We start from the raw sequence: 24185 nt of genomic DNA, 5'->3' as shown, positions 1-24185 counted from the left end.
GGGGTTCGGTGACCCGTACGAGGGAGAATCCGCCACGGAGGCTAGGCTGGCTGCCGTGAAGGTCCTTGTCATCGGCGGCGGCGCCCGCGAGCACGCCCTGTGCCGTTCCCTGTCCCTCGACCCCGACGTGACGGCGCTGCACTGCGCCCCCGGCAACGCCGGGATCGCGGAGGTCGCCGAACTCCACCCCGTGGACCAGCTGGACGGCGAGGCCGTCGCCCGGCTCGCGGTCTCGCTCCACAGCGACCTCGTCGTCGTCGGGCCCGAGGCGCCGCTGGTCGCCGGGGTCGCCGACGCCGTACGGGCCGCGGGCATCCCGTGCTTCGGCCCCTCCGGCGAAGCCGCGCAGCTGGAGGGCTCCAAGGCGTTCGCGAAGGACGTCATGGCTGCCGCCGGCGTGCCGACCGCCCGCAGCTACGTCTGTACGACCCCCGCCGAGATCGACGAGGCGCTGGACGCGTTCGGCGCGCCGTACGTCGTCAAGGACGACGGTCTCGCGGCCGGCAAGGGCGTCGTCGTCACCGAGGACGTCGAGGTGGCGCGCGCGCACGCGCTCGCCTGCGACCGGGTGGTCATCGAGGAGTTTCTCGACGGCCCCGAGGTCTCGCTCTTCGCGATCACGGACGGCGTGACCGTGCTGCCGCTCCAGCCCGCACAGGACTTCAAGCGTGCGCTCGACGGCGACGAGGGCCCCAACACCGGTGGCATGGGCGCGTATTCGCCGCTGCCGTGGGCCGACCCCAAGCTCGTCGACGAGGTCATGGCGAGCGTGCTCCAGCCGACCGTCGACGAACTGCGCCACCGGGGTACGCCGTTCTCCGGTCTGCTGTACGCGGGGCTCGCGATCACCTCGCGCGGGGTGCGGGTCATCGAGTTCAACGCGCGCTTCGGCGACCCCGAGACGCAGGTCGTCCTCGCCCGGCTGAAGACACCCCTCGCGCGCGTGCTGCTCAACTCGGCGAACGGAACGCTGGATTCCGAGCCGCCGCTTGCGTGGCGGGACGATGCGGCGGTCACCGTCGTCGTGGCGTCGCACAACTACCCCGGTACGCCCCGGACCGGCGACCCGATCTCCGGTCTGGACGAGGTCGCGGCTCTGGATGCGCCGCATGCGTACGTGTTGCACGCGGGTACTCGGCGGGATGGGGACGCGGTCGTCAGCGCGGGGGGACGGGTTCTTTCGGTCACTGCGACCGGGGTGGACTTGGCGCAGGCCCGCGAGCGGGCGTATGCGGCGGTTGCTCGCGTGCGGCTGGATGGGTCGCAGTACCGCACTGACATCGCGCTGAAGGCGGCGGACTTGCAGGCGTGACGGCCTGATTCCTCGTGCCCTGGTCCGGGGCGCGGCCCATGTCGGGGCTGCGCCCCGGACCCGTTTTCGTCTGCGGATCGCAGGGCCGGAACCCCACCCCAAAGCCATTCCATCGGGTGACGGGTGGGCCATCCGGATGACGGGTGGCGGGGGCGCAACTAGGGTGCGGCGGGAGCGGTCCGGCACTTGGGTCACCGGCATTGCGATGTCAGTGGGGGGTGCCACAGTGGGGGAGTGAGCAACGCCGACGCAGTGCAGAGGGGGTGACGTCCGGCCGTGTCCGGTTCCGGGATGGGTGGTGAGGCGGGCGCGCGGTCGGCGCGCTCGCGGGCGCTGGCCGTGCTGCGGGTGCGCAGCCGGGCGCTGGCCGTCGCTCTGCTGCCGGCGGCGGTCGCCGTCGTGCTGCTCGTCGCGGGCGCGCAGGGCCGGATCGACGGCCGGGGCTGGGACACGGCGCGCTGGGCGGTGACGGGTGCGGCGGTCGCCGTGCTGCTGGCCGCCGCCGCGGTCGCGGCCGTGATCGTACGGGCGAGACCCGCGCTCTCCCCGACGGTCGACCTCGCCGAATCGTCCGCGCCGGATCTGTACCGGCTGGTGCGGGACCTGGCCGACCGGCTCGACGTGCCCGCCCCCTCGGCGATAGCCCTCACGCCGGACTGCGACAGCTGGCTTGAGGACCGTACGCATCCGGCGCATTCCGTACGAAGCGGTCGCGGCATGCCGGGAGGTTTCGGCGCGCGGGGCATACGTCGCCGCAGCGACGACGCGCCCGTTCTCGTCATCGGGTCGCCGTTCCTGTGGTGGATGCGGGTCGGTGAACTGCGGGCCATCCTGGCGCCCGTCGTGGCCGGTACGGGGCCGTCCGCGCACCCCGACATAGCCTCGGCCCGCCGGTTCGTACGGGGCCTGGACGCCGCCGTCGCGGTGACCAGCGGGTCCGGCGTCGGGCGGGTGCGGCGGGTGCTGCTCGGGTTCGTCGGGCCCGTCGCCCGGCTACTGCTGCGCGGCTGTCGTACGCATGCCGCCGAGATGGAGCGCGGGGTCGCGGCCGCCGCGTCCGAGCGGGCGCAGACCGTCGACTACGGGCTGCGGATCGTCGCCCAGGAGCAGGTCGGGCTCGCCTACGCGGGCTGGGACCGGCTGCTCACACGGGTGGCGCTGCCCGCCTGGCGGATGGGGCGGTGGCCGTCCCGGCTCGACGCCGGTGTGGTGTCGGCGCTGACCGAGCTGTCCCGGCGGGACCGGCTGGCGGAGGGGTTCGCGTCCCGGCTCGGGGAGCGGCCCGCGTGCGATCTGCTTGAGGAGCCGGGCGCCGCCGACGAGGCGGCCTCGCTGCTCGCCGCCCGGCTGTTCCACGGCGGTCCGGCCGAGCCCGGGCCCGACTGGTCGCCGGTGGACTGGCAGCACTACCCGGAGGAAGTCGTCGACCGGAAGTGGCGTGCGGAGGCGGCCCGGCTGCACCGCGTGCTCGACGGGATGGACGAGCTGGACGGGGCCGGGGCGGGGCCGGGCGGTGAGCCGGTCGCGCCGACGCTTGCGCGGGTTCTGGAGCATCTGGCCGGGCAGGACGGGGAGGCGCTGGCGGCGGGGATCGAGGCGGCGGTGGCCGTCGAGGAGGCCTCTTCGCCGCCTCGGCTCATAGCCGAGGTGTGGGGCGACTGCGTCCCGCTGTTTCCTCTGCAGCCGCCGCGCACCGGGCGCGATCTCCTTGCCGACCACGTCACGGCGATGGTGTGCTGCGCGGCGGTCGACACGGCGGGGGCGTCGCCGGGGCTCGACTGGCTGGACGGGCCCGCGCTGCTCGTGGACGGGGAGCGCCGGGGCGACCTGTCGTCGCGGGTCCTGACGCTTCTGGAGGAGAGCGACGCGGAGCCGCTTCGGCGGTGGCTGGCGGGGGTGGGGGTACGGGCGGAGAAGCCGGTCCGGCTGGTGTGAGTTGCCCCCACCTCGCCGGGGGCTCCGCCCCTGCACCCGTTTTGTCTGCGGATCGTGCTGGGTTCTCGCGTAGTTCCCCGCGCCCCTTGGATGGGCCCCTCGGGCCCTCCTTTAGGGGCGCGGGGAACTGCGCGACCAGCCACCGACGGCCCGCAGTCGAACCACTGCACGCGGAAGCCCCCCGCCCCAAACCGGAACTACCCCTTCCGTTCACGTCAATTCGCGACGAACGGTGACGGAGTGCGTGCGTTATGTGATGTGCTGGAGACCGGTCGCTGAACGGCCGGGCGTCATATGACGTATTCGTGTGGTCGATGTGGTGTCGGGGGAGAGGGAGGGGAGTGGCATGGGGGCGGAGCAGATTCGGCGGTGGGAGTCGGGGGCCCTCGCGCACGCCGTCTCGGATCCCTTTGGTCAGGGCCCCCTGCCGTGGCTGCGCGGCGGGGAGCACTACTTCGACGACACCGGGCACGTGGTGCCCTGGTACGTCGAAGCCCGGCCCGGCGCCTCCGGGCCCCGTACCGCCGACGACGTACGGCAGCAGATCAAGGGGTTCGCCTCCACCGGCGCCGTCGCCCCCGGCGAGGCCATCGACTTCCACATCACCGTCGATCCGCCTCAGCAGTTCTCCGTCGATATTTATCGAATCGGGCACTACGGGGGAGATGGGGCGGCCAAGATTGCCACCAGCCCCCGGCTCGCCGGGATCGTGCAGCCCGCCCCCCTCGCCGCCGACCGCACCGTCTCCTGCCACCACTGGTGGCTCTCCTGGCGGTACCAAGTGCCCTCGTACGCCTCCATCGGCGCGTACGTAGCCGTCCTGACCACCCTCGACGGATACCGCTCGCACATCCCCTTCACCGTGCGCGACAGCCATCCGGCCGATCTGCTGCTCCTGCTCCCCGACATCACCTGGCAGGCCTACAACCTCTTCCCGGAGGACGGGCGGACCGGGGCCTCGCTCTACCACGCGTGGGACGCGCACGGGCGGCTGCTCGGTGAGGAGGACGCGGCCATCACCGTCTCCTTCGACCGGCCGTACGCGGGCGCGGGACTCCCCCTGCACGTGGGGCACGCGTACGACTTCATCCGCTGGGCCGAGCGGTACGGATACGACCTCGCGTACGCCGACACCCGCGACCTGCACGCCGGGCGCATCGATCCGACCCGCTACCGGGGCCTTGTCTTCCCCGGCCACGACGAGTACTGGTCGGCCCCCATGCGCCGCACCGTCGAGCTCGCCCGCGAGAGCGGCACGTCGCTCGTCTTCCTGTCGGCCAACACCCTGTACTGGCAGGTCGATCTCGCGCCCTCGCCCTCCGGCGTCCCCGACCGGCTGCTGACCTGCCGCAAGCGGCGCGGCCCCGGAAAGCCCGCACTGTGGCGTGAAGTCGCCCGTCCCGAGCAGCAGTTGCTCGGCATCCAGTACGCGGGCCGCGTCCCCGAACCGTCGCCGCTCGTCGTGCGCAACGCCAAGCACTGGCTCTGGGAGGCCACCGGCGCCAACGAGGGCGACGAGATCGACGGGCTCGTCGCGGGCGAGGCCGACCGGTACTACCCGCGCACCGCGCTCCCCGAGCACCAGGACCGCATCCTGCTCGCCCACTCCCCGTACCGCGACAGCGAGGGCGCGACCCGGCACCAGGAGACCTCGCTCTACCGCGCCCCCTCCGGCGCCCTCGTCTTCGCCTCCGGCACCTTCGCCTGGTCCCCGGCCCTCGACCGCCCCGGCCACACCGACGCCCGCATCCAGCGCGCCACCGCCAATCTCCTCGACCGGATCTGCAAGAGGGACTAGCGGGCCGCGACCAGGGGCGTGTCCGGGGTACTCGTCGCGTGCGAGAGAATCGGAAGCGCTCCTGGATCAATCTACGCGGAGGAACCGTGTCCGGATTTGTAGAAAAGCCCGAGCCGATTCAGGTCCCGGGCCTGACCCACCTCCACACGGGCAAGGTGCGGGACCTCTATCAGAACGAGGCCGGTGACCTGATCATGGTCGCCAGCGACCGTATGTCCGCGTACGACTGGGTGCTGCCCACCGAGATCCCCGACAAGGGCCGGGTGCTCACCCAGCTCTCGCTCTGGTGGTTCGATCTGCTCGCGGACATCGTTCCGCACCACGTCATCTCCAGCGAGCTGCCCGAGGGCGCCCCCGCCGACTGGGCCGGGCGCACCCTGGTCTGCAAGTCGCTGCGGATGGTCCCGGTGGAGTGCGTGGCGCGCGGCTACCTCACCGGCTCCGGGCTCCTGGAGTACGACGAGTCGCGTACGGTCTGCGGGCTCGCGCTGCCCGAGGGGCTGAGCAACGGCTCCGAGCTGCCCGCGCCGATCTTCACGCCCGCCACCAAGGCCGCCGTCGGCGACCACGACGAGAACGTCTCGTACGAGGAAGTCGCCCGCCAGGTCGGCGCCGAGACCGCCGCGCTGCTGCGCCAGACGACGCTCGCCGTCTACGGCCGCGCCCGCGACATCGCCCGCGACCGGGGGATCATCCTCGCGGACACCAAGTTCGAGTTCGGCTTCGAGACCGTCGACGGCGAGGACCGCCTGGTGCTGGCCGACGAGGTCCTCACCCCCGACTCCTCGCGCTTCTGGCCCGCGGAGACCTGGGAGCCGGGCCGCGCGCAGCCGTCCTACGACAAGCAGTTCGTCCGCGACTGGCTCACCTCCGCCGAGTCCGGCTGGGACCGCCACTCCGAGCAGCCGCCGCCCCCGCTCCCGCAGCAGGTCGTCGACGCCACCCGCGCCAAGTACATCGAGGCGTACGAGCAGCTGACCGGCACCAGCTGGAGCTGAGCGCACGAAGAAGCCCCCGGTCGGAGAACCGACCGGGGGCTTCTTTCGCTGAGCGGACGACGAGATTCGAACTCGCGACCCTCACCTTGGCAAGGTGATGCTCTACCAACTGAGCCACGTCCGCATGCGCCGTAGCGCGCAGCTAACTATACCCAACCCCGGAGGCGGGCGAGACGCACCGCCGTGTGACGGTTCTCGGCGCCCAGCTTCGAGGCCGCCGAGGAGAGGTAGTTCCGGACCGTCCCCTGGGAGAGTCCGGCCCGCTCGGCGATCTCCGAGACCGGCGCCCCGTCGGCCGCGAGCTCAAGGACTTCCGCCTCGCGGACGGTCAGCGGGGAGTCCCCGGCGGAGATCGCGTCGGCCGCCAATTCCGGGTCCACATAACGGTTTCCGGCGTGCACGGAACGGATGATCTCCGCGAGTTTCCGCGCGCTCACCGTCTTCGGTACGAACCCGCGCACCCCGGCCGCGAGCGCCCGCTTGAGGTGGCCGGGACGGCCGTGGCTCGTCACGATCATGGTGCGGCAGCCGGGCAGTTCGGCCCGCAGGGATGTGGCGACACTCACACCGTCGGCGCCCGGCATCTGCAGATCGAGGACCGCGACATCGGGGCGGTGCGCCCGCGCCATCGCCAGCGCCTCGGGCCCGGACGCGGCCTCGGCGACGACGGTGAGATCGTCCTCAAGCCCGAGCAGCGCGGCGAGGGCGCCCCGGATCAGGTGCTCGTCGTCGGCGAGCAGGACACGTACAGGCCGCGTAGGCGCACCCGCGGACTCGGGCAAAGGCGCGGCCCCGACCCCATCCCCAGCCTCGGACCCGGTCATACGGACACCTCCTCGCCCAGCTCCGCCACACTCCGCAGCGGTACGGTCACCGTCAGCCGGAAGCTGTCGCCCGGGCGGGCCGTCTCCAGCGTGCCGCCCATCGGGGCGAGCCGTTCGCGCAGGCCCGCGAGGCCCGAGCCGGGGGCGGCGGGGGCGCGGTCGGGGACGCCGTCGTTCTCGACGACGAGCGTGACCACCGCGTCGGCGGCCGTGAGCCGGATCGCGCAGGAGCGGGCGTTGCCGTGCCGCAGCACGTTGGTGGTCGCCTCGCGCACCGCCCAGCCGAGCGCCGACTGCACCCCGGCGGGCAGGCCGTCGGCCGGGCCCGAGACCGTGCAGTCGATCCCGGCGGCCTCCAACACGCCTTGGGCGCCGTCGAGTTCGACCGCGAGGTCCGCCTCGCGGTAGCCGCGCACCAACTCCCGTACCTCCCGTTGCGATTCGCGCGCGATGCGCTGCACCTCGACCATCTGGGCCACCGCCTCCGGACGCCCGCGCTCGGCCAGCTCCACGGCCAGCTCGCTCTTGAGGGCGATGACCGCGAGGTTGCGGCCGAGTACGTCGTGCATGTCCCGGCCGAAGCGCAGCCGTTCCTCGGCGACGGCGAGCCGCGCCTGTACGTCCTTGGCCTCCTCGGCCTGCCACATGTTGCGCAGCCCCCACGCGCCCGGCCGCACCGTCGGCAGCATCAGGGCGCCCATCGCCATCACGATCGGCGCGGGCGCGAGGAGTTGGCCGCCCCGCGCTCCCGCCGCCGCGAAGACGCAGGTCGTGAGCGCCGCGTACGCCAGACAGTGCAGCAGGAACGTGCGGATCGGCACGATCAGCGTGTACGGGATCATCACCGCGATCGGCAGGTTCATCAGCAGCAGTGGGAACACGCTCTTGGCGTCCAGGGCGGCGAGCGCCGCGACCAGCGCGGTGGTGACGGCGAGCAGCACGACCGGGGCCACGAGCAGGCGCCGGGGGAAGACAGCGTGGCCGAGGTAGTGGTCGTAGGCCGGGTCGATCCGGCGGGCGCCGAGGACGCACTGCGCGATGTTCACCGCGAGCAGCGCCAGGCTCAGGGCGCTGACGCCCGGGTCCCGGGTCCCGGCCGCGAGCGTCGGCAGCACGCCCCAGGTGAGCAGGAAGAACCAGAGCATCACCTTCAGCGTGCCGCGCGAGTAGAGGTCCATCTTCTGGAGCCTGCTGCGCTCCCGCCAGCGCCGCCGCCAGCCGCGCACGCGACGTATCCGACCGAGCACCCCGTCATCTCCCCTGTTCAGCGCCGTGGCTCCCAGCGGAACCACTTCCGTACAGCAAACACGCCCAGGAGCATCCAGGCCACCGACGTCGCAAGGAGGCCGAGCACCTTGTACGCGCTCAGGTCGCCGGTCCAGCCGCCCCTGATGAGCTCGATCACCGGCGTGAGCGGCAGCAGTTCGCAGACCGAGGCCACCGTGTCCGGCATGACGTCCAGCGGAACCACCATGCCGGACCCGGCCATCGAGGCGAGCAGCATCGGCATCACCGAGATCTGCGCGCCCTCCGCACTGCGGGTGATGGCAGCCGTGGCCGCCGCGAGCACGACCATCAGCGCCATCCCGAGCCCGAGCCCGACAACCGCCAGCCACACCGCACGCGGCGCCCCGACGTCCATCACCGCACTGCACCCCGCCGCGAGCAGCACGCACTGAGCAAGGGCGAGCAGCACGGCGGGCAGCGAAGCCCCGGCCAGAATCTCCTGATCCCGCAGCTCACCGGTGCGCAGCCGCTTCAGGACCAGCTCCTCACGCCGTACGACGAAGACGCCGACCAGCGCCGAATAGACCGCGAACAGCAGCACATAGCCGAGCGACCCGGGCAGCAGCACCGTGCCGACCTTCAGTCCGGTGTCCTTGAGGTCCATCCCGCGTACGGCCGAGCTCATCGAGAAGGTGAGCATGGCGGGCAGCACGAGCGCGGTGAACAGGGCGGATTTGTTGCGGCCGAGAAGGGTGAGCTCGGCGCGGGCGAGCGCCTTCATGCGGGATGCGGGCGTGGCGGCAGCAGCTGAGGGCGCCTCAATATCCGTACGGGAAACGTCCATTGTCGTCATCGGCTCGACTCCTGTTCCCGGGCGATGTGCAGGAAGGCTTCCTCCAGGGAGGCCGAGCGGACGTCGAGGCCGCGCAGCTCGACCCGGCTGTCCCGGGCCCACAGCAGCAGCCCGGTGGCGGCGTGCTGGAGCTCGGTGGTCTTCAGCCGTACGGTCCGGCCCTCGCACTCGTGGCTGCTCACCCCGAGCCGGGCGAGCGGCGGGAGGTCGCCGAGGTGGTAGCCGTCGGGCAGCTCGAAGGAGATGTGGGACGGCTGGGCGGCGACCACCTCGTCGACGCGCCCGGCGGCCGCGATGCGTCCCTCGTGGAGGATCGCGAGCCGCTCGGCCAGCGCCTCGGCCTCTTCCAGATAGTGGGTGGTCAGCAGGACCGTGGTGCCCGAGTCCCGTAGGTCGCGGACGAGTTCCCAGGTGTCGTGCCGCCCCTCCGCGTCCAGGCCGGTGGTCGGCTCGTCCAGGAACAGCACCTCGGGCCGGGCCAGCAGGGCGAGCGCGAGATCGAGCCGCCGCTTCTCGCCGCCGGACAGCTGCTTCACGCGTACGTCGGCACGCCGGGTCAGCCCGACGAGCTCCAGCGCTTCCCCGACCGTCCCGCCCGCCACCCGACCGCCACCCCTCAACGAGCGGCTTCGCCGCGCACCTTTTTCTGCGCCGGTGGTGCAGCCCGCCCACATCCGTACGGTCTCGGCCACCGTCAGCTCCGACGGGAAGCCGCCCTCCTGGAGCATGACGCCGGTGCGGGGGCGCACCCGGGCGCGCTCGGTGTACGGGTCGTGGCCGAGCACCCGTACGGTGCCGGCGCTCGGGGCGGCGAGCCCTTCGAGGAGTTCGACGGTGGAGGTCTTGCCCGCGCCGTTCGTGCCGAGCAGCGCGAAGAGCTCGCCGGGCGCCACCGAGAAGGAGATTCCGCAAACGGCCTCGAAGCCCCCGGCGTAGGTACGCCGCAGCTCCTCGACCTCGATCACATCTGCCATGCGTCCAGCGTTCCGGCGGATCGGGGCGGCGGGCAGTGCGGGCTGTCACCGCTCCTCATGACAAATGTCAGAAGGGGTTCCATGCCGTGGACACGAAGAAGCCCCTGGTCACAAGACCAGGGGCTTCTTTCACTGAGCGGACGACGAGATTCGAACTCGCGACCCTCACCTTGGCAAGGTGATGCTCTACCAACTGAGCCACGTCCGCATTGCAACCGTTCGGCTCTCACCGGCGGTGCGAACACCACTGTACCTGATCCACAACAGTGGTCGGTAAGCGATGCAGAGCGGGTGACAGGAATTGCACACTGCGCCTTCCCCCTGGAAGGGGGATGTTCTGCTACTGAACTACACCCGCACGCTCCGGTGGACCGGGCCTTTCGGCCTTGCCCCTCGGCGTGCTCCAGACTCTAGCTGATCACCCCGGGTGCAATGCAACTCGGCTGCCGGGGCCACCAGTCCGGGGCCCGGCCCCGCTCGCCGTCCGGGGGCCCGGCCGGTCGTGCCGGACCCCCGGACGGCCTCAGCTCGCCGCGCTGAACGCCTCGTAGACCTTCTTGGGGATGCGTCCCCGGGCCGGCACCTCCATGTTGTTCGACCGGGCCCAGGCGCGGACCGCCGCCGGGTCGGGGGCGACGAAGGTGTGCTTGAACGCCCTGCCGGACCTCGACTGCTTGCGCCCGGCCTTCACGTACGGCGCAAGTTCCTTACGCAGTTTCTTCGCATTGGCGAGATTGAGATCGATCTCGTAGGCCTTCCCGTCCAGGCCGAACGTGACTGTTTCCGCCGCTTCTCCGCCGTCGATGTCGTCGGAGAGCGTGACCACTACGCGCTGAGCCACGGATATCGGTTCCTTCCTACGGTTCGCCGTTCCCCACGTGTCTGACGTGCGGCGATCCCGGCCTTCCGGCGGTTTTGGAGCAACGCTGTTTCTCTCGGGTTTCCCCCGAGAAACCTTTGTACAGCCGCAGGCATTGCATTGTGAAGCCCAGCCAATTGCATCAGCGTGTCCGATCGCAATGTGCGTGGACCGGTTTTCCCGGGATTTTTCCCACGTGTTGTCGGGGCCGAAACCGGAACGTGATCGGACGCACTTGATATCTACTCGCGTAGATTTTTTGGCCGGGTACTCTGAGGGAACCGCCTTCGCACCACACCACCACGGGAGTGCCAGTGGCACGCGTCGTAGTCGACGTCATGCTCAAGCCGGAGATCCTCGACCCGCAGGGACAGGCGGTGCAGCGTGCACTGCCCCGTCTCGGCTTCGAGGGGATCGCGGACGTCCGCCAGGGGAAGCGTTTCGAGCTCGATGTGGAAGGGCCCCTCGACGAGGCCGCCCTCGCCCGCATCCACGAGATGGCTGAAACGTTCCTCGCCAACACCGTCATCGAGGACTTCACCGTGAAGGTCGAGGAGTCCAAGTGACTGCTCGTATCGGCGTTGTCACCTTCCCCGGGACGCTGGACGACCGGGACAGCCTGCGCGCCGTGCGGATCGCCGGCGCCGAGCCCGTCTCGCTCTGGCACCGCGACAAGGACCTCAAGCAGGTCGACGCGGTGGTCCTGGCCGGGGGCTTCTCCTACGGCGACTATCTGCGGGCCGGAGCCATCTCCCGCTTCTCGCCGGTGATGGAGACGATCATCGAGCAGGCGAAGGCCGGCATGCCGGTCCTCGGCATCTGCAACGGCTTCCAGATCCTCACCGAGTCGCACCTGCTGCCGGGCGCCATGCTCCGCAACAACCATCTGCACTTCATCTGCCGCGAGCAGAAGCTGCGGGTGGAGACGAGCGAGACCGCCTGGACGGCCGACTACACGGCCGGGCAGGAGATCGAGATCCCGCTCAAGAACATGGACGGCCGTTACGTGGCCGACGAGCGCACGCTCGACGAGCTGGAGGCGGAGGGCCGAGTCGCCTTCCGTTACATGGACTTCAATCCGAACGGCTCGCTCCGCGACATCGCGGGCATCACCAACGCCGCCGGCAACGTCGTCGGCCTGATGCCGCACCCCGAGCACGCCGTGGAGCCGCTGATCGGTACGGGCCGTACCGACGGCCTCGGATTCTTCACCTCGATCCTGAAGAAGCTGGTCAACGCATGAGCCTCGACACCGTCAAGCACGCCGCCGAGTCGCCCGACGTCGAGCAGCCCTGGAAGGAGCTCGGCCTCAAGGAGGACGAGTACGCCCGGATCCGCGAGATCCTGGGCCGCCGCCCCACCGGCGCCGAGCTCGCCATGTACTCCGTGATGTGGTCCGAGCACTGCTCGTACAAGAGCAGCAAGGTCCATCTGCGGCAGTTCGGCGAGAAGGTCCCCGAGAACGACGCGATGCTCGTCGGGATCGGCGAGAACGCGGGCGTCGTGGACGTCGGCCAGGGCTACGCGGTCACCTTCAAGGTCGAGTCGCACAACCACCCCTCGTACATCGAGCCCTACCAGGGCGCGGCCACCGGTGTCGGCGGCATCGTCCGCGACATCCTGGCGATGGGCGCCCGCCCGGTCGCGGTCGTCGACCCGCTGCGCTTCGGCGCGGCCGAGCACCCCGACACCAAGCGCGTCCTGCCGGGCGTGGTCGCGGGCATCGGCGGCTACGGCAACTGCCTCGGTCTGCCGAACATCGGCGGCGAGGTCGTCTTCGACGAGTGCTACCAGGGCAACCCGCTGGTCAACGCGGGCTGCATCGGCGTGATGAAGCACGAGGACATCCACCTCGCGAAGGCGTCGGGCCCCGGCAACAAGGTGATCCTGTACGGCGCCCGCACGGGCGGCGACGGCATCGGCGGCGTCTCGGTGCTGGCCTCGGAGACCTTCGAGTCGACGGGCCCGGCCAAGCGGCCCGCCGTCCAGGTCGGCGACCCCTTCCAGGAGAAGCTCCTCATCGAGTGCACCCTGGAGATCTTCAAGGAGAAGCTGGTCGCGGGCATCCAGGACCTGGGTGGCGCGGGCCTGTCGTGCGCGACGTCGGAGCTGGCCAGCGCCGGTTCCGGCGGCATGCGCGTGGAGCTGGACACCGTTCCCCTGCGCGACGCGACCCTGTCTCCTGAGGAAATCCTCATGAGCGAGTCGCAGGAGCGGATGTGCGCGGTCGTCGAGCCGCAGCACGTCGAGCGGTTCATGGAGATCTGCGAGAAGTGGGACGTCATCGCCACCGTCATCGGTGAGGTGACCGACGGCGAGCGCCTGGAGATCTTCTGGCACGGCGAGCAGATCGTGGACGTACCGCCGCGGACCGTGGCCCACGAGGGTCCGGTGTACGAGCGTCCGTACGCCCGGCCGTCCTGGCAGGACGCGCTCCAGGCGGACGACGCGGGCAAGCTGCCGCGGCCGTCGACGCCGGAGGAGCTCCGTGCCCAGGTCCTGCGCCTGGTCAGCTCCCCCAACCAGGCGTCCAAGTCCTGGATCACGGACCAGTACGACCGGTTCGTGCAGGGCAACACGGTCCTTGCGCAGCCCGAGGACGCGGGCATGGTCCGCATCGACGAGGAGTCGAACCTCGGTGTCGCGATGGCGACGGACGGCAACGGCCGCTACGCGAAGCTCGACCCGTACGCGGGGGCGCAGTTGGCGCTGGCGGAGGCGTACCGGAACGTGGCCGCGTCGGGCGCGAAGCCCTTGGCGATCTCGGACTGCCTGAACTTCGGTTCGCCCGAGGACCCGGATGTGATGTGGCAGTTCGCGGAGGCCACGCGTGGTCTGGCGGACGGGTGTTTGCAGCTCGGCACCCCGGTGACCGGCGGAAACGTCTCGCTCTACAACCAGACCGGTGACACCGCCATCCACCCGACGCCGGTCGTCGCGGTCCTCGGCGTGATCGACGACGTCACGCGTCGTACGCCGATCGCGTTCGCGGAGGAGGGGCAGCTGCTGTACCTCCTGGGCGACACGCGTGAGGAGTTCGGCGGCTCGGCGTGGTCCCAGGTGATCCACGACCACCTCGGCGGTCTGCCGCCCCGGGTCGACCTGGACCGGGAGAAGCTGCTCGGCGAGATCCTGATCTCGGCGTCGCGGGACGGGATGATCGACGCGGCGCACGACTTGTCGGACGGTGGGTTGGTGCAGGCGGTGGTCGAGTCCTGCCTGCGCGGCGGTCACGGCGCGCGTCTTGTCGTTCCCGACGGTGTCTCCGCCTTCACATTCCTGTTCTCCGAGTCGGCGGGTCGGGCGGTTGTCGCGGTCCCGCGCAGCGAGGAGCTCCGCTTTACGGATATGTGCGGTGCGCGGGGCCTGCCGGCGACTCGGATCGGCGTGGTCGACGGTTCCTCGGTGGAGGTCCAGGGCGAGTTCAGCGTGCCGCTGGACGAGCTGCGGTCCGCGCACGAGGCCACGATCCCGTCGCTGCTGGCGTAGTCGCCCCCACCCCGCCCCTTCCCTAAACCCTGCCGGGGGCTGGACGTTCGTCTGGCCGCCGGTGGGGGCTGACCGCGCAGTTCCCCGCGCCCCTAGGTATTTAGGGGCGCGGGGAACTGCGCGAGCAACACAGCACGATCCGCAGACAAAACGGGGTCCGGGGGCGTAGCCCCCGGGAAGCCCATCTCAACCCGCCACCCGGCCGCCCGCCCAGGGCTTTCGGGAAGGGGCGGGGTGGGGGTCAAAGCCCCGGTGTCCGGGACGGCAGCCTCGTGGACAGGATCGCCGCCACCACCATCACCCCCGCCGCCCCGACGAACACCACATCCATCCCCGTCGTCAGGGCATGCAGACCCGACGAGTGGGCCGCGCCGGTCAGCGTGCGGATCGTCGACGTCGAGCCGCCGGGACCTTCCGACGCGTACACCCGGCTCAGCACCGTCCCGAACACCGCCGCCCCCAACGCGTTCCCCAGCGTCTGGAAGAAGCGGACACCGGTCGTCGCGACGCCCAGCTGACGAGCGGGCGCAGCCGACTGCACGATCTGGATCAGCTGGCCGATGAGCAGGCCGAACCCCGCGCCCATGAGCAGGAGTTCACCCCGTACGGCCCACAGCGAGGTGGACACACCCGTCGTGGCGAGCAGGGCCAGCGCGACAGCCGACAGCACCGTTCCCGTCTGCACGAACGTCTTCTGGGACCAACCCCGCCCCGCCAGCCGCTCCGATCCGAAGCCGACCGCGGTCATGCCGAGCGCCATGGGGATCAGATACAGCCCGGCCGACGTGGCCTCGATGCCCCGGACGACCTGGAGGTAGATCATCACGTACACCAGCGTGCCCATCATCGCCGCGCCCACGAGCCCCTGGATCACGAAGCCGAGCCGGAGCGCCGGGACCTTGAACATCGAGAGCGGCAGGATCGGTTCGGCCGCGGTGGCCTGGCGGCGCAGGAACAGCGCCAGCGTCGCCATGCTCGCCACCGCAAGCCCGATAATCACGGGCGAGGTCCACGCGTAGTCCTTGCCGCCCCACTCCGTGACCAGCAGCAACGACGTCGAGAAGGCCGCCGCGAGCACCGCGCCGAGGAAGTCGATCCGGTGGCGTACGGGTGCGACGGGGAGGCGGAGCACCACCACCGCCCCGGCCAGCACCGCGAGCCCGACCGGCAGGTTCACGTAGAAGATCCAGCGCCAGCTCGCCTGGTCGGCGAGCGTGCCGCCCAGCCACGGCCCGAGCGCCATGCCCGCGCCGGCCACGATCCCGCCGATGCTGCCGCCCTTGCCCCGCCCGGACCCGTCGCCCGGGCCCTTGAGCTGGGCGAGTACGACCATGGTCACGCTCATCAGGCCACCGCCGCCGACGCCTTGCAGTGCCCGCGCCGCGATCAGTTCGCCCATGGACTGGGCGGCCCCGCACAGCGCCGAGCCGAGCAGGAACGCGCTCAGCGCACCCACGAAGACCTTCTTCGCGCCGATGGTGTCGCACAGCTTCCCGTACAGCGGCAGTACGGCCGCCGAGGCGAGCGCGAACGAGCTGATCAGCCACGGGATCTTGTCCATGCCGTGGACCGGGTCGAGGTCGCGGACGATCGGGACGGTCGCCGCCGACACGATGTTCATGTCGAGCACGGCCAGCAGGATCGTCACCAGGCAGAGGGCGAAGCCGAGCCGCGTCCGCCCCTCCGACATGGGAGGAGAAGCGGGACCGATTACGGGCGGTTCAGCCACTTTTGGCATGGGTGTGCTCAAGGTTCTGGACATGGTGATTCCCCCTCCGGGGCAGCGGGTCTTGCCCTCGTCGTGGCTCCACGATGACCCATCTAGCTATACCGAGTCAACTTTTATGTCTGGCCAAATATTCATCCTGGTACATTGGTCTCATGGTGGAGACTGGCGAGCGGACCGGCGGCAGAAACGGCACTGGCAGTGGCATGGGGCTGCGTGAGCGCAAGAAGCTCCAGACCCAGCTGCGGCTGACGAACGTCGCCATCGAGCTCTTCACGGAACGCGGCTACGACAAGGTCTCTGTCGCCGAGATCGCCGAGGCGGCCGAGGTGTCGAAGATGACCGTCTTCAACCACTTTGGAAATAAAGAGGACTTGGCGCTTCGGCCGGTCGAGGATCACATCCATGACGCCGCCCGTACCGTTCGCGACCGCACCCCCGGCGAGTCCGCCGTCCAGGCCATGCGCCGCCACTATCTGCGGTCCGTGGACGAGCGCGACCCCTCCATCGGGATGAGCGACGCACCGATCGTGCTCCAGCTGCTGCGGCTGATCATGGAGACGCCCGTCCTGCTCACCCGCGCCCACGCCGCCCTCGTCCGCAGCTCCGACCTGGTGGCCGAAGTGCTGGCCGAGGAGACCGGCGACCAGGTCATGGCCCGGGTCGCGGCCGCCCAGCTGATGGGCGTACGTGCGACATTGATCAGCGAGAACCACCGGCGGCTGCTCCTCGGAGACTCTGCCGACGCGATCGCCCCCGACGCCGTCCGCCTCGCCGTCGAGGCCTTCGACCTCGTCGAGCACGGCCTCGGCGACTACGCGACCAAGGCCGAGGCGCCCGCTTAAGCTCTCGATCATGCCTCCGGCCAAGAAGCGCACCCGCAGCTACGACCCGGCGAAGACCCGTGCGGCGGTGCTCGCCCAGTTCGCCCACGTACGGGACGCGGTCCGCACCCTCACCCCCGATCAGCTGGCCCGGCCCACCCGCCTCCCCGGCCGGACGGTCCACGACCTCGCCGCGCACGCCGCCCTGACCCTGGACGCCATCGCCCGCGCCCTCGACGAGGACGAGCCGGCCAAGCGCGAACTCGCCCTGCTGGACTGGCCGTTCGCGGGCCGCACAGACCCCGGGGAGTACGCCGCCGAGCTGCCGGATCTGGACGCGCTGTACGCCGAGGTGGCCGAGCGGATCGGGGCTCGGCTGCCGGACGCGCCGGAGAGTCGGCTGGTCCCGGTCCTCCCCCGGCCGGGTGCCGTCATGACCCTCGGCGACGCCATGGTCACCCGGACCGTGGAACTCTGCCTCCGCACCGACGACTTGAACGACGCCGTCCCCGGGCTCGGTATCCCGTACGACCGCCAGGCGCTCGCCGCCTGCACCCGGCTCCTCGCCGACGCCCTCGCGGCGACGGCCCCGGGCGGCTCGGTCGAGGTCAGGGTGCCGCCGTACGCGGTGGTCCAGTGCGTCGAGGGGCCGAAGCACACCCGGGGCACGCCGCCGAACGTCGTCGAGACCGACCCGCTCACCTGGCTCCGGCTCGCCACCGGCCGTACGGAATGGGCGGTGGCGCTGGACGCCGCCCAGGTGTCGGCGAGCGGCGAGCGCGCGGACCTTTCCGGACTGCTTCCGCTGATGTCCTGAGTACGCGGCTCACCACGCGCGTCACCCCCGTAACCCCGAATTCATCCGACTACGGCAAGTGACCCCGCCCCAGCCGCCCCCATGGTCGAATTCGCACCCCCGAGCGAGCTCCGTCACATTCCGCGGGGGGTCAAAATCCGGCCCCGACCGGAAACCGGCAGGAAAATGCCAGGAAAACGGCCCTCCGGCCGGTTGGGCAGAAGCCACAAACCACCCGTCATCGCCTTCTCGTCCGTATCCCCAATTCGGACCAGCGATCGATCTCGCCTACACTCGGTGGCGTGCCACGTGGTGACGGACGACTCAACCACGACCTGCTCCCCGGCGAGAAGGGCCCCCAGGACGCTTGCGGCGTCTTCGGCGTCTGGGCTCCGGGTGAAGAGGTCGCCAAGCTCACTTACTTCGGGCTTTACGCCCTCCAGCATCGGGGCCAGGAATCCGCGGGAATCGCGGTCAGCAACGGCTCCCAGATCCTCGTCTTCAAGGACATGGGGCTTGTTTCCCAGGTCTTCGACGAGACCTCTCTCGGTTCCCTCCAAGGTCATATCGCGGTCGGTCACGCCCGCTACTCGACCACCGGTGCCTCCGTGTGGGAGAACGCGCAGCCGACGTTCCGGGCGACCGCCCACGGCTCGATCGCGCTCGGCCACAACGGCAACCTGGTGAACACGGCGCAGCTGGCCGAGATGGTCGCCGAGCTGCCCAAGGAGAACGGTCGCGCGACCCAGGTCGCCGCCACCAACGACACCGACCTCGTCACCGCCCTGCTCGCGGGGCAGACCGACGACGACGGCAAGCCGCTGACCGTGGAGGAGGCGGCCGCCAAGGTCCTTCCCCAGGTCAAGGGCGCCTTCTCGCTGGTCTTCATGGACGAGCAGACGCTCTACTGCGCCCGTGACCCGCAGGGCATCCGCCCGCTGGTCATCGGCCGCCTGGAGCGCGGCTGGGTGGTGGCCTCCGAGACCGCCGCCCTCGACATCTGCGGCGCCAGCTTCGTCCGCGAGATCGAGCCGGGCGAGCTCGTCGCCATCGACGAGAACGGCCTGCGGACCTCCCGATTTGCTGAAGCGAAGCCCAAGGGCTGTGTCTTCGAGTACGTCTACCTGGCCCGCCCCGACACCGACATCGCCGGGCGGAACGTCTACCTCTCGCGCGTCGAGATGGGCCGGAAACTCGCGAAGGAAGCGCCGGTCGACGCCGACCTGGTGATAGCGACTCCGGAGTCCGGCACCCCCGCCGCGATCGGCTACGCGGAGGCCAGCGGCATTCCGTACGGGTCCGGTCTGGTGAAGAACGCCTATGTCGGGCGCACCTTCATCCAGCCCTCGCAGACCATCCGTCAGCTCGGTATCCGGCTCAAGCTGAACCCGCTGAAGGAAGTCATCCGGGGCAAGCGCCTGGTGGTCGTGGACGACTCGATCGTGCGCGGCAACACCCAGCGCGCGCTGGTGAAGATGCTCCGCGAGGCGGGCGCCGCCGAGGTCCACATCCGGATCTCCTCGCCGCCGGTCAAGTGGCCCTGCTTCTTCGGCATCGACTTCGCGACCCGCGCGGAGCTGATCGCCAACGGCATGACGATCGAGGAGATCGGCACGTCGCTGGGGGCCGACTCGCTCTCGTACATCTCGACGGACGCGATGATCGAGGCGACCACCATCCCCAAGGACAACCTCTGCCGCGCCTGCTTCGACGGGGTCTACCCGATGGAGCTGCCGGACCCGGAGCTGCTCGGCAAGCAGCTTCTGGAGACCGAGCTCGCGGCGGGCCCCGCCGCGACGGCGGCGGCCGACGCCCTGCGTCGCCCGTAGCGCCCGCACGAACCCTGCAGTACGACACGAAAGTTCTTCAGAGCCATGCCTGAGACCACTGGTGCCAGCTACGCAGCCGCGGGCGTCGACATCGAAGCGGGCGACCGCGCCGTCGAGCTGATGAAGGAGTGGGTGAAGAAGACGAGGCGGCCCGAGGTCCTGGGCGGCCTCGGCGGCTTCGCCGGCCTCTTCGACGCCTCCGCCCTCAAGCGCTACGAGCGCCCGCTGCTCGCCTCCGCCACCGACGGCGTCGGCACGAAGGTCGACCTCGCCCGCAAGATGGGCGTGTACGACACCATCGGCCACGACCTCGTCGGCATGGTCGTCGACGACCTGGTCGTGTGCGGTGCCGAGCCGCTGTTCATGACCGACTACATCTGCGTCGGCAAGGTGCACCCCGAGCGGGTCGCCGCCGTCGTCAAGGGCATCGCCGAGGGCTGTGTCCTCGCGGGCTGCGCCCTCATCGGCGGCGAGACCGCCGAACACCCGGGCCTGCTGGGCCCGGACGACTTCGACGTGGCCGGCGCCGGTACGGGCGTGGTCGAGGCCGACCGTCTGCTCGGGGCGGATCGTATCCGCACGGGTGACGTCGTCATCGCCATGGCGTCGTCCGGACTTCACTCGAACGGGTACTCACTCGTGCGGCACGTGGTCTTCGACCGGGCGAAGATGTCGCTTGACCAGCAGGTCGAGGAGTTCGGCCGGACCCTGGGCGAGGAGCTCCTGGAGCCGACCAAGATCTACTCGCTGGACTGTCTGGCCCTGACGCGCACCGCCGAGGTGCACGCCTTCAGCCACGTCACCGGCGGCGGCCTCGCCAACAACCTGGCCCGGGTCATCCCGGACCACCTGCACGCCACCGTCGACCGCTCGACCTGGACGCCGGGTGCGGTGTTCGACCTGGTGGGCACGGCCGGGCAGGTCGAGCGCCTGGAGCTGGAGAAGACGCTGAACATGGGCGTCGGCATGATCGCGATCGTGCCCGAGCACTCGGTGGACGTGGCCCTGACGACGCTGGCGGACCGGGGCGTGGACGCCTGGGTCGCCGGTGCGATCACGGAGCGGGGCGCGCACACCACGGGCGCCGCGCTGACCGGCGACTACGCGAAGTAAAAAGCGAAAGGGGAGGGGCCGCGAGGCTCCTCCCCTTGCAGCACAGAACGGGGCCCTTCCCGGGCAGCACAGAACCCGGTCCGAGGCGAAGGCCCCGAACCGGGTTGATGTGTTCTCGGAGCAGCCACAACGAGAGCTGCTGCCAAAGAGGGATTCAGCGAAGTCAAGCGCCGCGGCGCTGCGACGACGGACCGGACTCCTCGTCCTCGTCCTCGTCGTCGTTCCCGTACATGTCCGCATAGCGGGCATACGGGTCGTCCTCGTCGTCCTCCAGCGGCTCCGCGTTAGGCGGTTGGCTCACTGTCGGATTCGAAGTCGATGCGCCCAGCTCGTTGGCCAGACGCGACAGGTCAGTCCCGCCGCTGCTGTACTTCAGCTGGCGGGCGACCTTGGTCTGCTTGGCCTTTGCCCGGCCGCGCCCCATGGCTCGACCCCCTCGGTGACGGGGCTCAACGGCCCCAGAGTCTTGACACGCGTTCATGAGTCGGAACGGGCTCTCCGTGGAGAGACCGTGTCCGTAGGGCTTCAACGGTACCTGCTTCCGCGGCCATACGGTACGCCGCCCGCATGACGTGCCACTTCGCAGGACCCGCAAGGAGCCCTTTCCTAGCTGGTCAACCGCGATTTTAACCTCTTCTTGGCGTCCGACCCGCCGACCGGCGTGAGTCTTGTCTCGCCGGTCGGCGGATCGGCTGCCTCAAGGGGTCAGAGACCGCGCGCCTCGGCGATGCGCTGCTCGGCGATCCGGTCGGCCGCGGCGGCCGGCGGAATACCGTCTTCCTTCGCACGTGCGAATATGGCCAGCGTGGTGTCGAAGATCTTCGCGGCCTTCGCCTTGCAGCGGTCGAAATCGAAGCCGTGCAGCTCGTCCGCGACCTGGATCACGCCGCCGGCGTTCACCACGTAGTCGGGCGCGTAGAGGATCGCGCGGTCCGCGAGGTCCTTCTCGACGCCCGGGTGGGCGAGCTGGTTGTTGGCCGCGCCGCACACGATCTTCGCGGTGAGCACGGGGACGCTCTCGTCGTTCAGGGCGCCGCCGAGCGCGCAGGGGGCGTAGATGTCCAGGCCCTCCACACGGATCAGCGCGTTCGTGTCGGCGACCGAGGTGACCTTGCCCGGGTGCTTGTCGAGGATGCGGCGTACCGATTCCTCACGTACATCGGTGATCACGACCTCGGCGCCGTCCGCCACCAGGTGCTCCACCAGGTAGTGGCCCACCTTGCCGACGCCCGCGACGCCGACCTTGCGGCCGCGCAGCGTCGGGTCGCCCCACAGGTGCTGGGCGCTGGCCCGCATGCCCTGGAAGACACCGAAGGCGGTGAGCACGGAGGAGTCGCCCGCGCCGCCGTTCTCGGGGGAGCGGCCGGTCACCCACTGGCACTCGCGCGCCACGACGTCCATGTCCGCCACATAGGTGCCGACGTCGCACGCCGTCACATAACGCCCGCCGAGCGAGGCCACGAAACGCCCGTAGGCGAGCAGCAGCTCCTCGGTCTTGATGGTGTCCGGGTCGCCGATGATGACGGCCTTGCCGCCACCGTGGTCGAGTCCGGCCATGGCGTTCTTGTACGACATGCCGCGCGAGAGGTTGAGCGCGTCGGCGACGGCCTCTTCCTCGCTCGCGTACGGGTAGAAGCGCGTACCGCCGAGGGCCGGGCCCAGAGCGGTGGAGTGGATGGCGATGACGGCCTTGAGGCCCGAGGCGCGGTCCTGGCACAGCACGACTTGTTCGTGGCCACCCTGGTCCGAGCGGAACAGGGTGTGCAGGACGCCGTCGGTCACATCGGTCACGGTGGTGACTCCCAAGTACGAAGCGGCGGTTGGCGGCCCGCGTGCGGGTGGGGCGGGCCGTCGTCGCGGCCCGCCCGGGGCCGCGCTGGGAGCAGAGTAAGTCCTACGCGCGCGTAGATCAGGCGCAGTGCCGAGGATCACCCTCCCGTCCGCTCTGCGCGTGGGACGATTCGACCCATGGCGGTGGTGTCCTCGGTGATCGTCCCGTACGCGTCCTATCTGCGGGTGTACGAGCCGCTGGCGGCCTTCCCCGAACCCGAGCGCGGCCACTGGGCCCGGTACGCCGAGAGCGGGCGTACCCCCAGTGCCCAGGACGAACTCCGGCGCGCGCTGGCGGATTTGGTGCCGACGCCGCCGGTCGCGGTCCCGGTCCACGAGAGCGCGGACGCGTTCGTGGCCGAGGTGGACGGGGTGGTGTGCGTCTGCCCGTGGCGGACCCGGCTGCGCGGGTGGCGGGCCCTGGAGGAGCTGCCGGGCCAGTACCCGGCGCCGGTCCTGGACGCGTTGCTGCCGCCGGTGGTGCGCCGGCAGGCCGCGGCGGACTACGAGCGTTGGCGCGAGCGGAACCCGGACGCCCGGCCGTGGATCCTGACGTCGGTCTGGCATGTGCCTGTGAGCTGGTTCACAGTGTTTTCGGACGAAGAGCGGGAGTATGTCCGGGCGGAGAGCGGGGCGCCCCCGGTGCTGCGCTACCGCACCCCGATGGTCCAGGCCCGCCGCCGCCTCGCGCGGGCGCTCCGCACGCTGCGCGACCACATCGACGAGGGGCCGCTGATCGAGGGCCTGGTCGAGGTGGGCCGCTGGCTGGAGGAGTTCCATCCGCGCTCGCTGGTCGAGCTCGACTACGGCGGCCTGGTGCACGCGCTGTCCGAGGACCGGCTCGCGGCGGACCGCTCGGCGGCCGACGTGGCCGAGGGGATCGCCGCGCTGCGGGCCGGGGACGGCGCGGGGGCGGCCGAGGCGTACGAGCGCTTCACGGAGCGCTGGCGGGCCGTCAGGGACCGCCGGCTCGCGAACTGAGGGCGAACGTGCGCCGTGCGCGGCGGGTGTTGTCCCCGTCCGGGTGAGTCTTTCGTACGTATGCGCCGGGACGTAGGTCCTGATACGGGCCTTTGCCCCAAGCGTGACGGACCGCACTTACTGGGCCCTTGCGTCCATCCCCCACCCTCGTGCCAAAATAGGACAAGGAGTCCGGGGAGGGCTCCTTCCGTCCAACTACGGGCGGATTGCTTGGTATTGCACGCTATGGGGGGTCTGATGACTCCTGATCGCTCTGTGACTGATCGTCACTGTGGCGTGACTGTCCGCTATGGCATGGTCCATCGGCTTCCGTCGCTGATGAACACCTGGGAGGGCAATTCCATCGGTTTGGCCGACGTGGCTGGACAGATGGTGTAGTTGTAGTGCCGAGGACAAGCCGTTCGTCCTATAACCGACTCGGCTCGCGTCCGCCATTTCGGGCAACGCGGGTCAAGGTGCAGAATTTAGAGGAAAGAACCGAGAAGGTTCGGTTCTCCCGAGGAGGCCGCTCATGACCGCTCGCACCCCTGATGCCGAGCCGCTGCTGACCCCGGCTGAGGTTGCCACGATGTTCCGCGTGGACCCGAAGACGGTCACCCGCTGGGCGAAGGCGGGCAAGCTCACGTCCATCCGCACGCTGGGTGGACACCGCCGGTACCGCGAAGCAGAGGTCCGTGCGCTGCTCGCGGGCATTCCGCAGCAGCGTAGCGAGGCCTGAACAACACCCCGATAACGGGCATTCCGGGGCCCCCACCCCGGCAGCCCACCTTTAGCTCCACTGACGCAGGCCCGCCCCAACGGGCTCACCGTCATTGAT

At 70.4% G+C, this 24185-nt stretch carries 21 protein-coding genes and 3 tRNA genes; 13 read left to right on the top strand and 11 right to left on the bottom strand.

Annotation, left to right across the window (positions count from 1 at the left end):
* The first annotated feature begins 55 nt into the window (after nucleotides 1–55).
* From purD to ACT1U9_RS14600, 4 genes are all read left to right on the top strand, one after another.
* Nucleotides 56–1312: a phosphoribosylamine--glycine ligase gene (gene purD / locus ACT1U9_RS14615; protein ID WP_444538720.1), complete on the top strand. Its 1257-nt coding sequence runs from the start codon at nucleotides 56–58 to the stop codon at nucleotides 1310–1312.
* A 276-nt stretch (nucleotides 1313–1588) separates the two neighbouring features.
* Nucleotides 1589–3247, top strand: a complete 1659-nt coding sequence (locus tag ACT1U9_RS14610) for a hypothetical protein (protein ID WP_444538719.1) — start codon at nucleotides 1589–1591, stop codon at nucleotides 3245–3247.
* Between the two features lie 346 nt (nucleotides 3248–3593).
* Complete coding sequence (locus ACT1U9_RS14605; protein WP_444538718.1) at nucleotides 3594–5045, top strand: N,N-dimethylformamidase beta subunit family domain-containing protein; 1452 nt, start codon at nucleotides 3594–3596, stop codon at nucleotides 5043–5045.
* A gap of 86 nt (nucleotides 5046–5131) precedes the next feature.
* Nucleotides 5132–6043 (top strand): phosphoribosylaminoimidazolesuccinocarboxamide synthase, encoded by a 912-nt coding sequence (locus tag ACT1U9_RS14600; protein WP_188274936.1) that lies wholly within the window; start codon nucleotides 5132–5134, stop codon nucleotides 6041–6043.
* Between the two features lie 51 nt (nucleotides 6044–6094).
* On the opposite strand, the gene ACT1U9_RS14595 is transcribed toward ACT1U9_RS14600, so the two are convergent.
* The 8 genes from ACT1U9_RS14595 to ACT1U9_RS14560 form a co-directional block, all read right to left on the bottom strand.
* A tRNA-Gly gene (locus ACT1U9_RS14595) sits at nucleotides 6095–6167 on the bottom strand.
* Between the two features lie 22 nt (nucleotides 6168–6189).
* Complete coding sequence (locus tag ACT1U9_RS14590; protein ID WP_444538717.1) at nucleotides 6190–6867, bottom strand: response regulator transcription factor; 678 nt, start codon at nucleotides 6865–6867, stop codon at nucleotides 6190–6192.
* Nucleotides 6864–8114, bottom strand: a complete 1251-nt coding sequence (locus ACT1U9_RS14585; RefSeq protein ID WP_444538716.1) for a sensor histidine kinase — start codon at nucleotides 8112–8114, stop codon at nucleotides 6864–6866. The genes ACT1U9_RS14590 and ACT1U9_RS14585 overlap by 4 nt, the downstream gene beginning before the upstream one ends.
* 17 nt (nucleotides 8115–8131) lie before the next feature.
* Nucleotides 8132–8938, bottom strand: coding sequence for an ABC transporter permease (locus ACT1U9_RS14580; RefSeq protein ID WP_444539107.1), 807 nt, complete (start codon nucleotides 8936–8938; stop codon nucleotides 8132–8134).
* Nucleotides 8939–8943: 5 nt separating this feature from the next.
* On the bottom strand, nucleotides 8944–9921 hold the full coding sequence (locus ACT1U9_RS14575; protein WP_444538715.1) for an ABC transporter ATP-binding protein: 978 nt from the start codon (nucleotides 9919–9921) through the stop codon (nucleotides 8944–8946).
* A gap of 135 nt (nucleotides 9922–10056) precedes the next feature.
* Nucleotides 10057–10129: transfer RNA gene (locus ACT1U9_RS14570), tRNA-Gly, on the bottom strand.
* 78 nt (nucleotides 10130–10207) lie between these two features.
* Nucleotides 10208–10279 (bottom strand) — tRNA-Gly (locus ACT1U9_RS14565).
* Nucleotides 10280–10444: 165 nt separating this feature from the next.
* The gene (locus tag ACT1U9_RS14560; RefSeq protein ID WP_444538714.1) at nucleotides 10445–10762 is read right to left on the bottom strand and encodes a histone-like nucleoid-structuring protein Lsr2; all 318 of its coding nucleotides are present in this window, start codon (nucleotides 10760–10762) and stop codon (nucleotides 10445–10447) included.
* 332 nt (nucleotides 10763–11094) lie between these two features.
* Between ACT1U9_RS14560 and purS the strand changes: the two genes are divergently transcribed.
* Genes purS through purL form a run of 3 tightly spaced genes read left to right on the top strand, consistent with a single transcriptional unit; the run spans nucleotide 11095 to nucleotide 14269 of the window.
* A complete protein-coding gene (gene purS, locus ACT1U9_RS14555; RefSeq protein WP_067162360.1) occupies nucleotides 11095–11346 on the top strand; it encodes a phosphoribosylformylglycinamidine synthase subunit PurS in 252 nt (83 codons plus the stop codon).
* Nucleotides 11343–12023, top strand: coding sequence for a phosphoribosylformylglycinamidine synthase subunit PurQ (gene purQ, locus ACT1U9_RS14550; RefSeq protein ID WP_444538713.1), 681 nt, complete (start codon nucleotides 11343–11345; stop codon nucleotides 12021–12023). The genes purS and purQ overlap by 4 nt, the downstream gene beginning before the upstream one ends.
* A complete protein-coding gene (purL, locus tag ACT1U9_RS14545; RefSeq protein ID WP_444538712.1) occupies nucleotides 12020–14269 on the top strand; it encodes a phosphoribosylformylglycinamidine synthase subunit PurL in 2250 nt (749 codons plus the stop codon). Before purQ ends, purL begins: the two co-directional genes overlap by 4 nt.
* 241 nt (nucleotides 14270–14510) lie before the next feature.
* Here purL and ACT1U9_RS14540 read toward each other — a convergent pair whose 3' ends face one another.
* Entirely contained in the window at nucleotides 14511–15959 is a 1449-nt protein-coding gene (locus ACT1U9_RS14540) for an MFS transporter (RefSeq protein WP_444538711.1), read from the bottom strand.
* 191 nt (nucleotides 15960–16150) lie between these two features.
* Between ACT1U9_RS14540 and ACT1U9_RS14535 the strand changes: the two genes are divergently transcribed.
* The 4 genes from ACT1U9_RS14535 (at nucleotide 16151) to purM (ending at nucleotide 20557) form a co-directional block, all read left to right on the top strand.
* Complete coding sequence (locus ACT1U9_RS14535; RefSeq protein ID WP_444538710.1) at nucleotides 16151–16840, top strand: TetR/AcrR family transcriptional regulator; 690 nt, start codon at nucleotides 16151–16153, stop codon at nucleotides 16838–16840.
* A gap of 10 nt (nucleotides 16841–16850) precedes the next feature.
* Nucleotides 16851–17636 carry a sterol carrier family protein gene (locus tag ACT1U9_RS14530; RefSeq protein ID WP_444538709.1) on the top strand — a complete coding sequence of 262 codons (786 nt, stop codon included), beginning with the start codon at nucleotides 16851–16853 and terminating at the stop codon, nucleotides 17634–17636.
* A gap of 281 nt (nucleotides 17637–17917) precedes the next feature.
* On the top strand, nucleotides 17918–19444 hold the full coding sequence (purF, locus tag ACT1U9_RS14525; RefSeq protein ID WP_444538708.1) for an amidophosphoribosyltransferase: 1527 nt from the start codon (nucleotides 17918–17920) through the stop codon (nucleotides 19442–19444).
* A gap of 45 nt (nucleotides 19445–19489) precedes the next feature.
* Complete coding sequence (gene purM, locus ACT1U9_RS14520; RefSeq protein ID WP_444538707.1) at nucleotides 19490–20557, top strand: phosphoribosylformylglycinamidine cyclo-ligase; 1068 nt, start codon at nucleotides 19490–19492, stop codon at nucleotides 20555–20557.
* Between the two features lie 163 nt (nucleotides 20558–20720).
* On the opposite strand, the gene ACT1U9_RS14515 is transcribed toward purM, so the two are convergent.
* A complete protein-coding gene (locus tag ACT1U9_RS14515) occupies nucleotides 20721–20981 on the bottom strand; it encodes a DUF3073 domain-containing protein (protein WP_188274923.1) in 261 nt (86 codons plus the stop codon).
* Between the two features lie 281 nt (nucleotides 20982–21262).
* The gene (locus ACT1U9_RS14510) at nucleotides 21263–22348 is read right to left on the bottom strand and encodes a Leu/Phe/Val dehydrogenase (protein WP_444538706.1); all 1086 of its coding nucleotides are present in this window, start codon (nucleotides 22346–22348) and stop codon (nucleotides 21263–21265) included.
* A 177-nt stretch (nucleotides 22349–22525) separates the two neighbouring features.
* Here ACT1U9_RS14510 and ACT1U9_RS14505 point away from each other — a divergent pair, with 177 nt between their 5' ends.
* Together ACT1U9_RS14505 and bldC are read left to right on the top strand one after the other, a co-directional pair.
* Complete coding sequence (locus tag ACT1U9_RS14505) at nucleotides 22526–23368, top strand: hypothetical protein (protein ID WP_444538705.1); 843 nt, start codon at nucleotides 22526–22528, stop codon at nucleotides 23366–23368.
* Between the two features lie 511 nt (nucleotides 23369–23879).
* Nucleotides 23880–24086 (top strand): developmental transcriptional regulator BldC, encoded by a 207-nt coding sequence (bldC, locus tag ACT1U9_RS14500; protein WP_003949541.1) that lies wholly within the window; start codon nucleotides 23880–23882, stop codon nucleotides 24084–24086.
* Nucleotides 24087–24185 lie beyond the last annotated feature (99 nt).

This window comes from Streptomyces sp. BR1 (genome assembly GCF_052373795.1).
Classification (GTDB): domain Bacteria; phylum Actinomycetota; class Actinomycetes; order Streptomycetales; family Streptomycetaceae; genus Streptomyces.
Note: the sequence above shows the minus strand (reverse complement) of the source record. Positions and strands in the feature narration are given on the sequence as shown.

Coding starts and splice junctions, on each gene's coding strand:
- ACT1U9_RS14605 (WP_444538718.1), top strand. CDS start 3,594: ATGGGGGCGGAGCAGATTCGGCGGTGGGAGTCGGGGGCCCTCGCGCAC.
- ACT1U9_RS14590 (WP_444538717.1), bottom strand. CDS start 6,867: ATGACCGGGTCCGAGGCTGGGGATGGGGTCGGGGCCGCGCCTTTGCCC.
- ACT1U9_RS14580 (WP_444539107.1), bottom strand. CDS start 8,938: ATGGACGTTTCCCGTACGGATATTGAGGCGCCCTCAGCTGCTGCCGCC.
- ACT1U9_RS14575 (WP_444538715.1), bottom strand. CDS start 9,921: ATGGCAGATGTGATCGAGGTCGAGGAGCTGCGGCGTACCTACGCCGGG.
- purL (WP_444538712.1), top strand. CDS start 12,020: ATGAGCCTCGACACCGTCAAGCACGCCGCCGAGTCGCCCGACGTCGAG.
- ACT1U9_RS14540 (WP_444538711.1), bottom strand. CDS start 15,959: ATGTCGGAGGGGCGGACGCGGCTCGGCTTCGCCCTCTGCCTGGTGACG.
- ACT1U9_RS14535 (WP_444538710.1), top strand. CDS start 16,151: ATGGTGGAGACTGGCGAGCGGACCGGCGGCAGAAACGGCACTGGCAGT.
- ACT1U9_RS14530 (WP_444538709.1), top strand. CDS start 16,851: ATGCCTCCGGCCAAGAAGCGCACCCGCAGCTACGACCCGGCGAAGACC.
- purM (WP_444538707.1), top strand. CDS start 19,490: ATGCCTGAGACCACTGGTGCCAGCTACGCAGCCGCGGGCGTCGACATC.
- ACT1U9_RS14515 (WP_188274923.1), bottom strand. CDS start 20,981: ATGGGGCGCGGCCGGGCAAAGGCCAAGCAGACCAAGGTCGCCCGCCAG.
- ACT1U9_RS14505 (WP_444538705.1), top strand. CDS start 22,526: ATGGCGGTGGTGTCCTCGGTGATCGTCCCGTACGCGTCCTATCTGCGG.
- bldC (WP_003949541.1), top strand. CDS start 23,880: ATGACCGCTCGCACCCCTGATGCCGAGCCGCTGCTGACCCCGGCTGAG.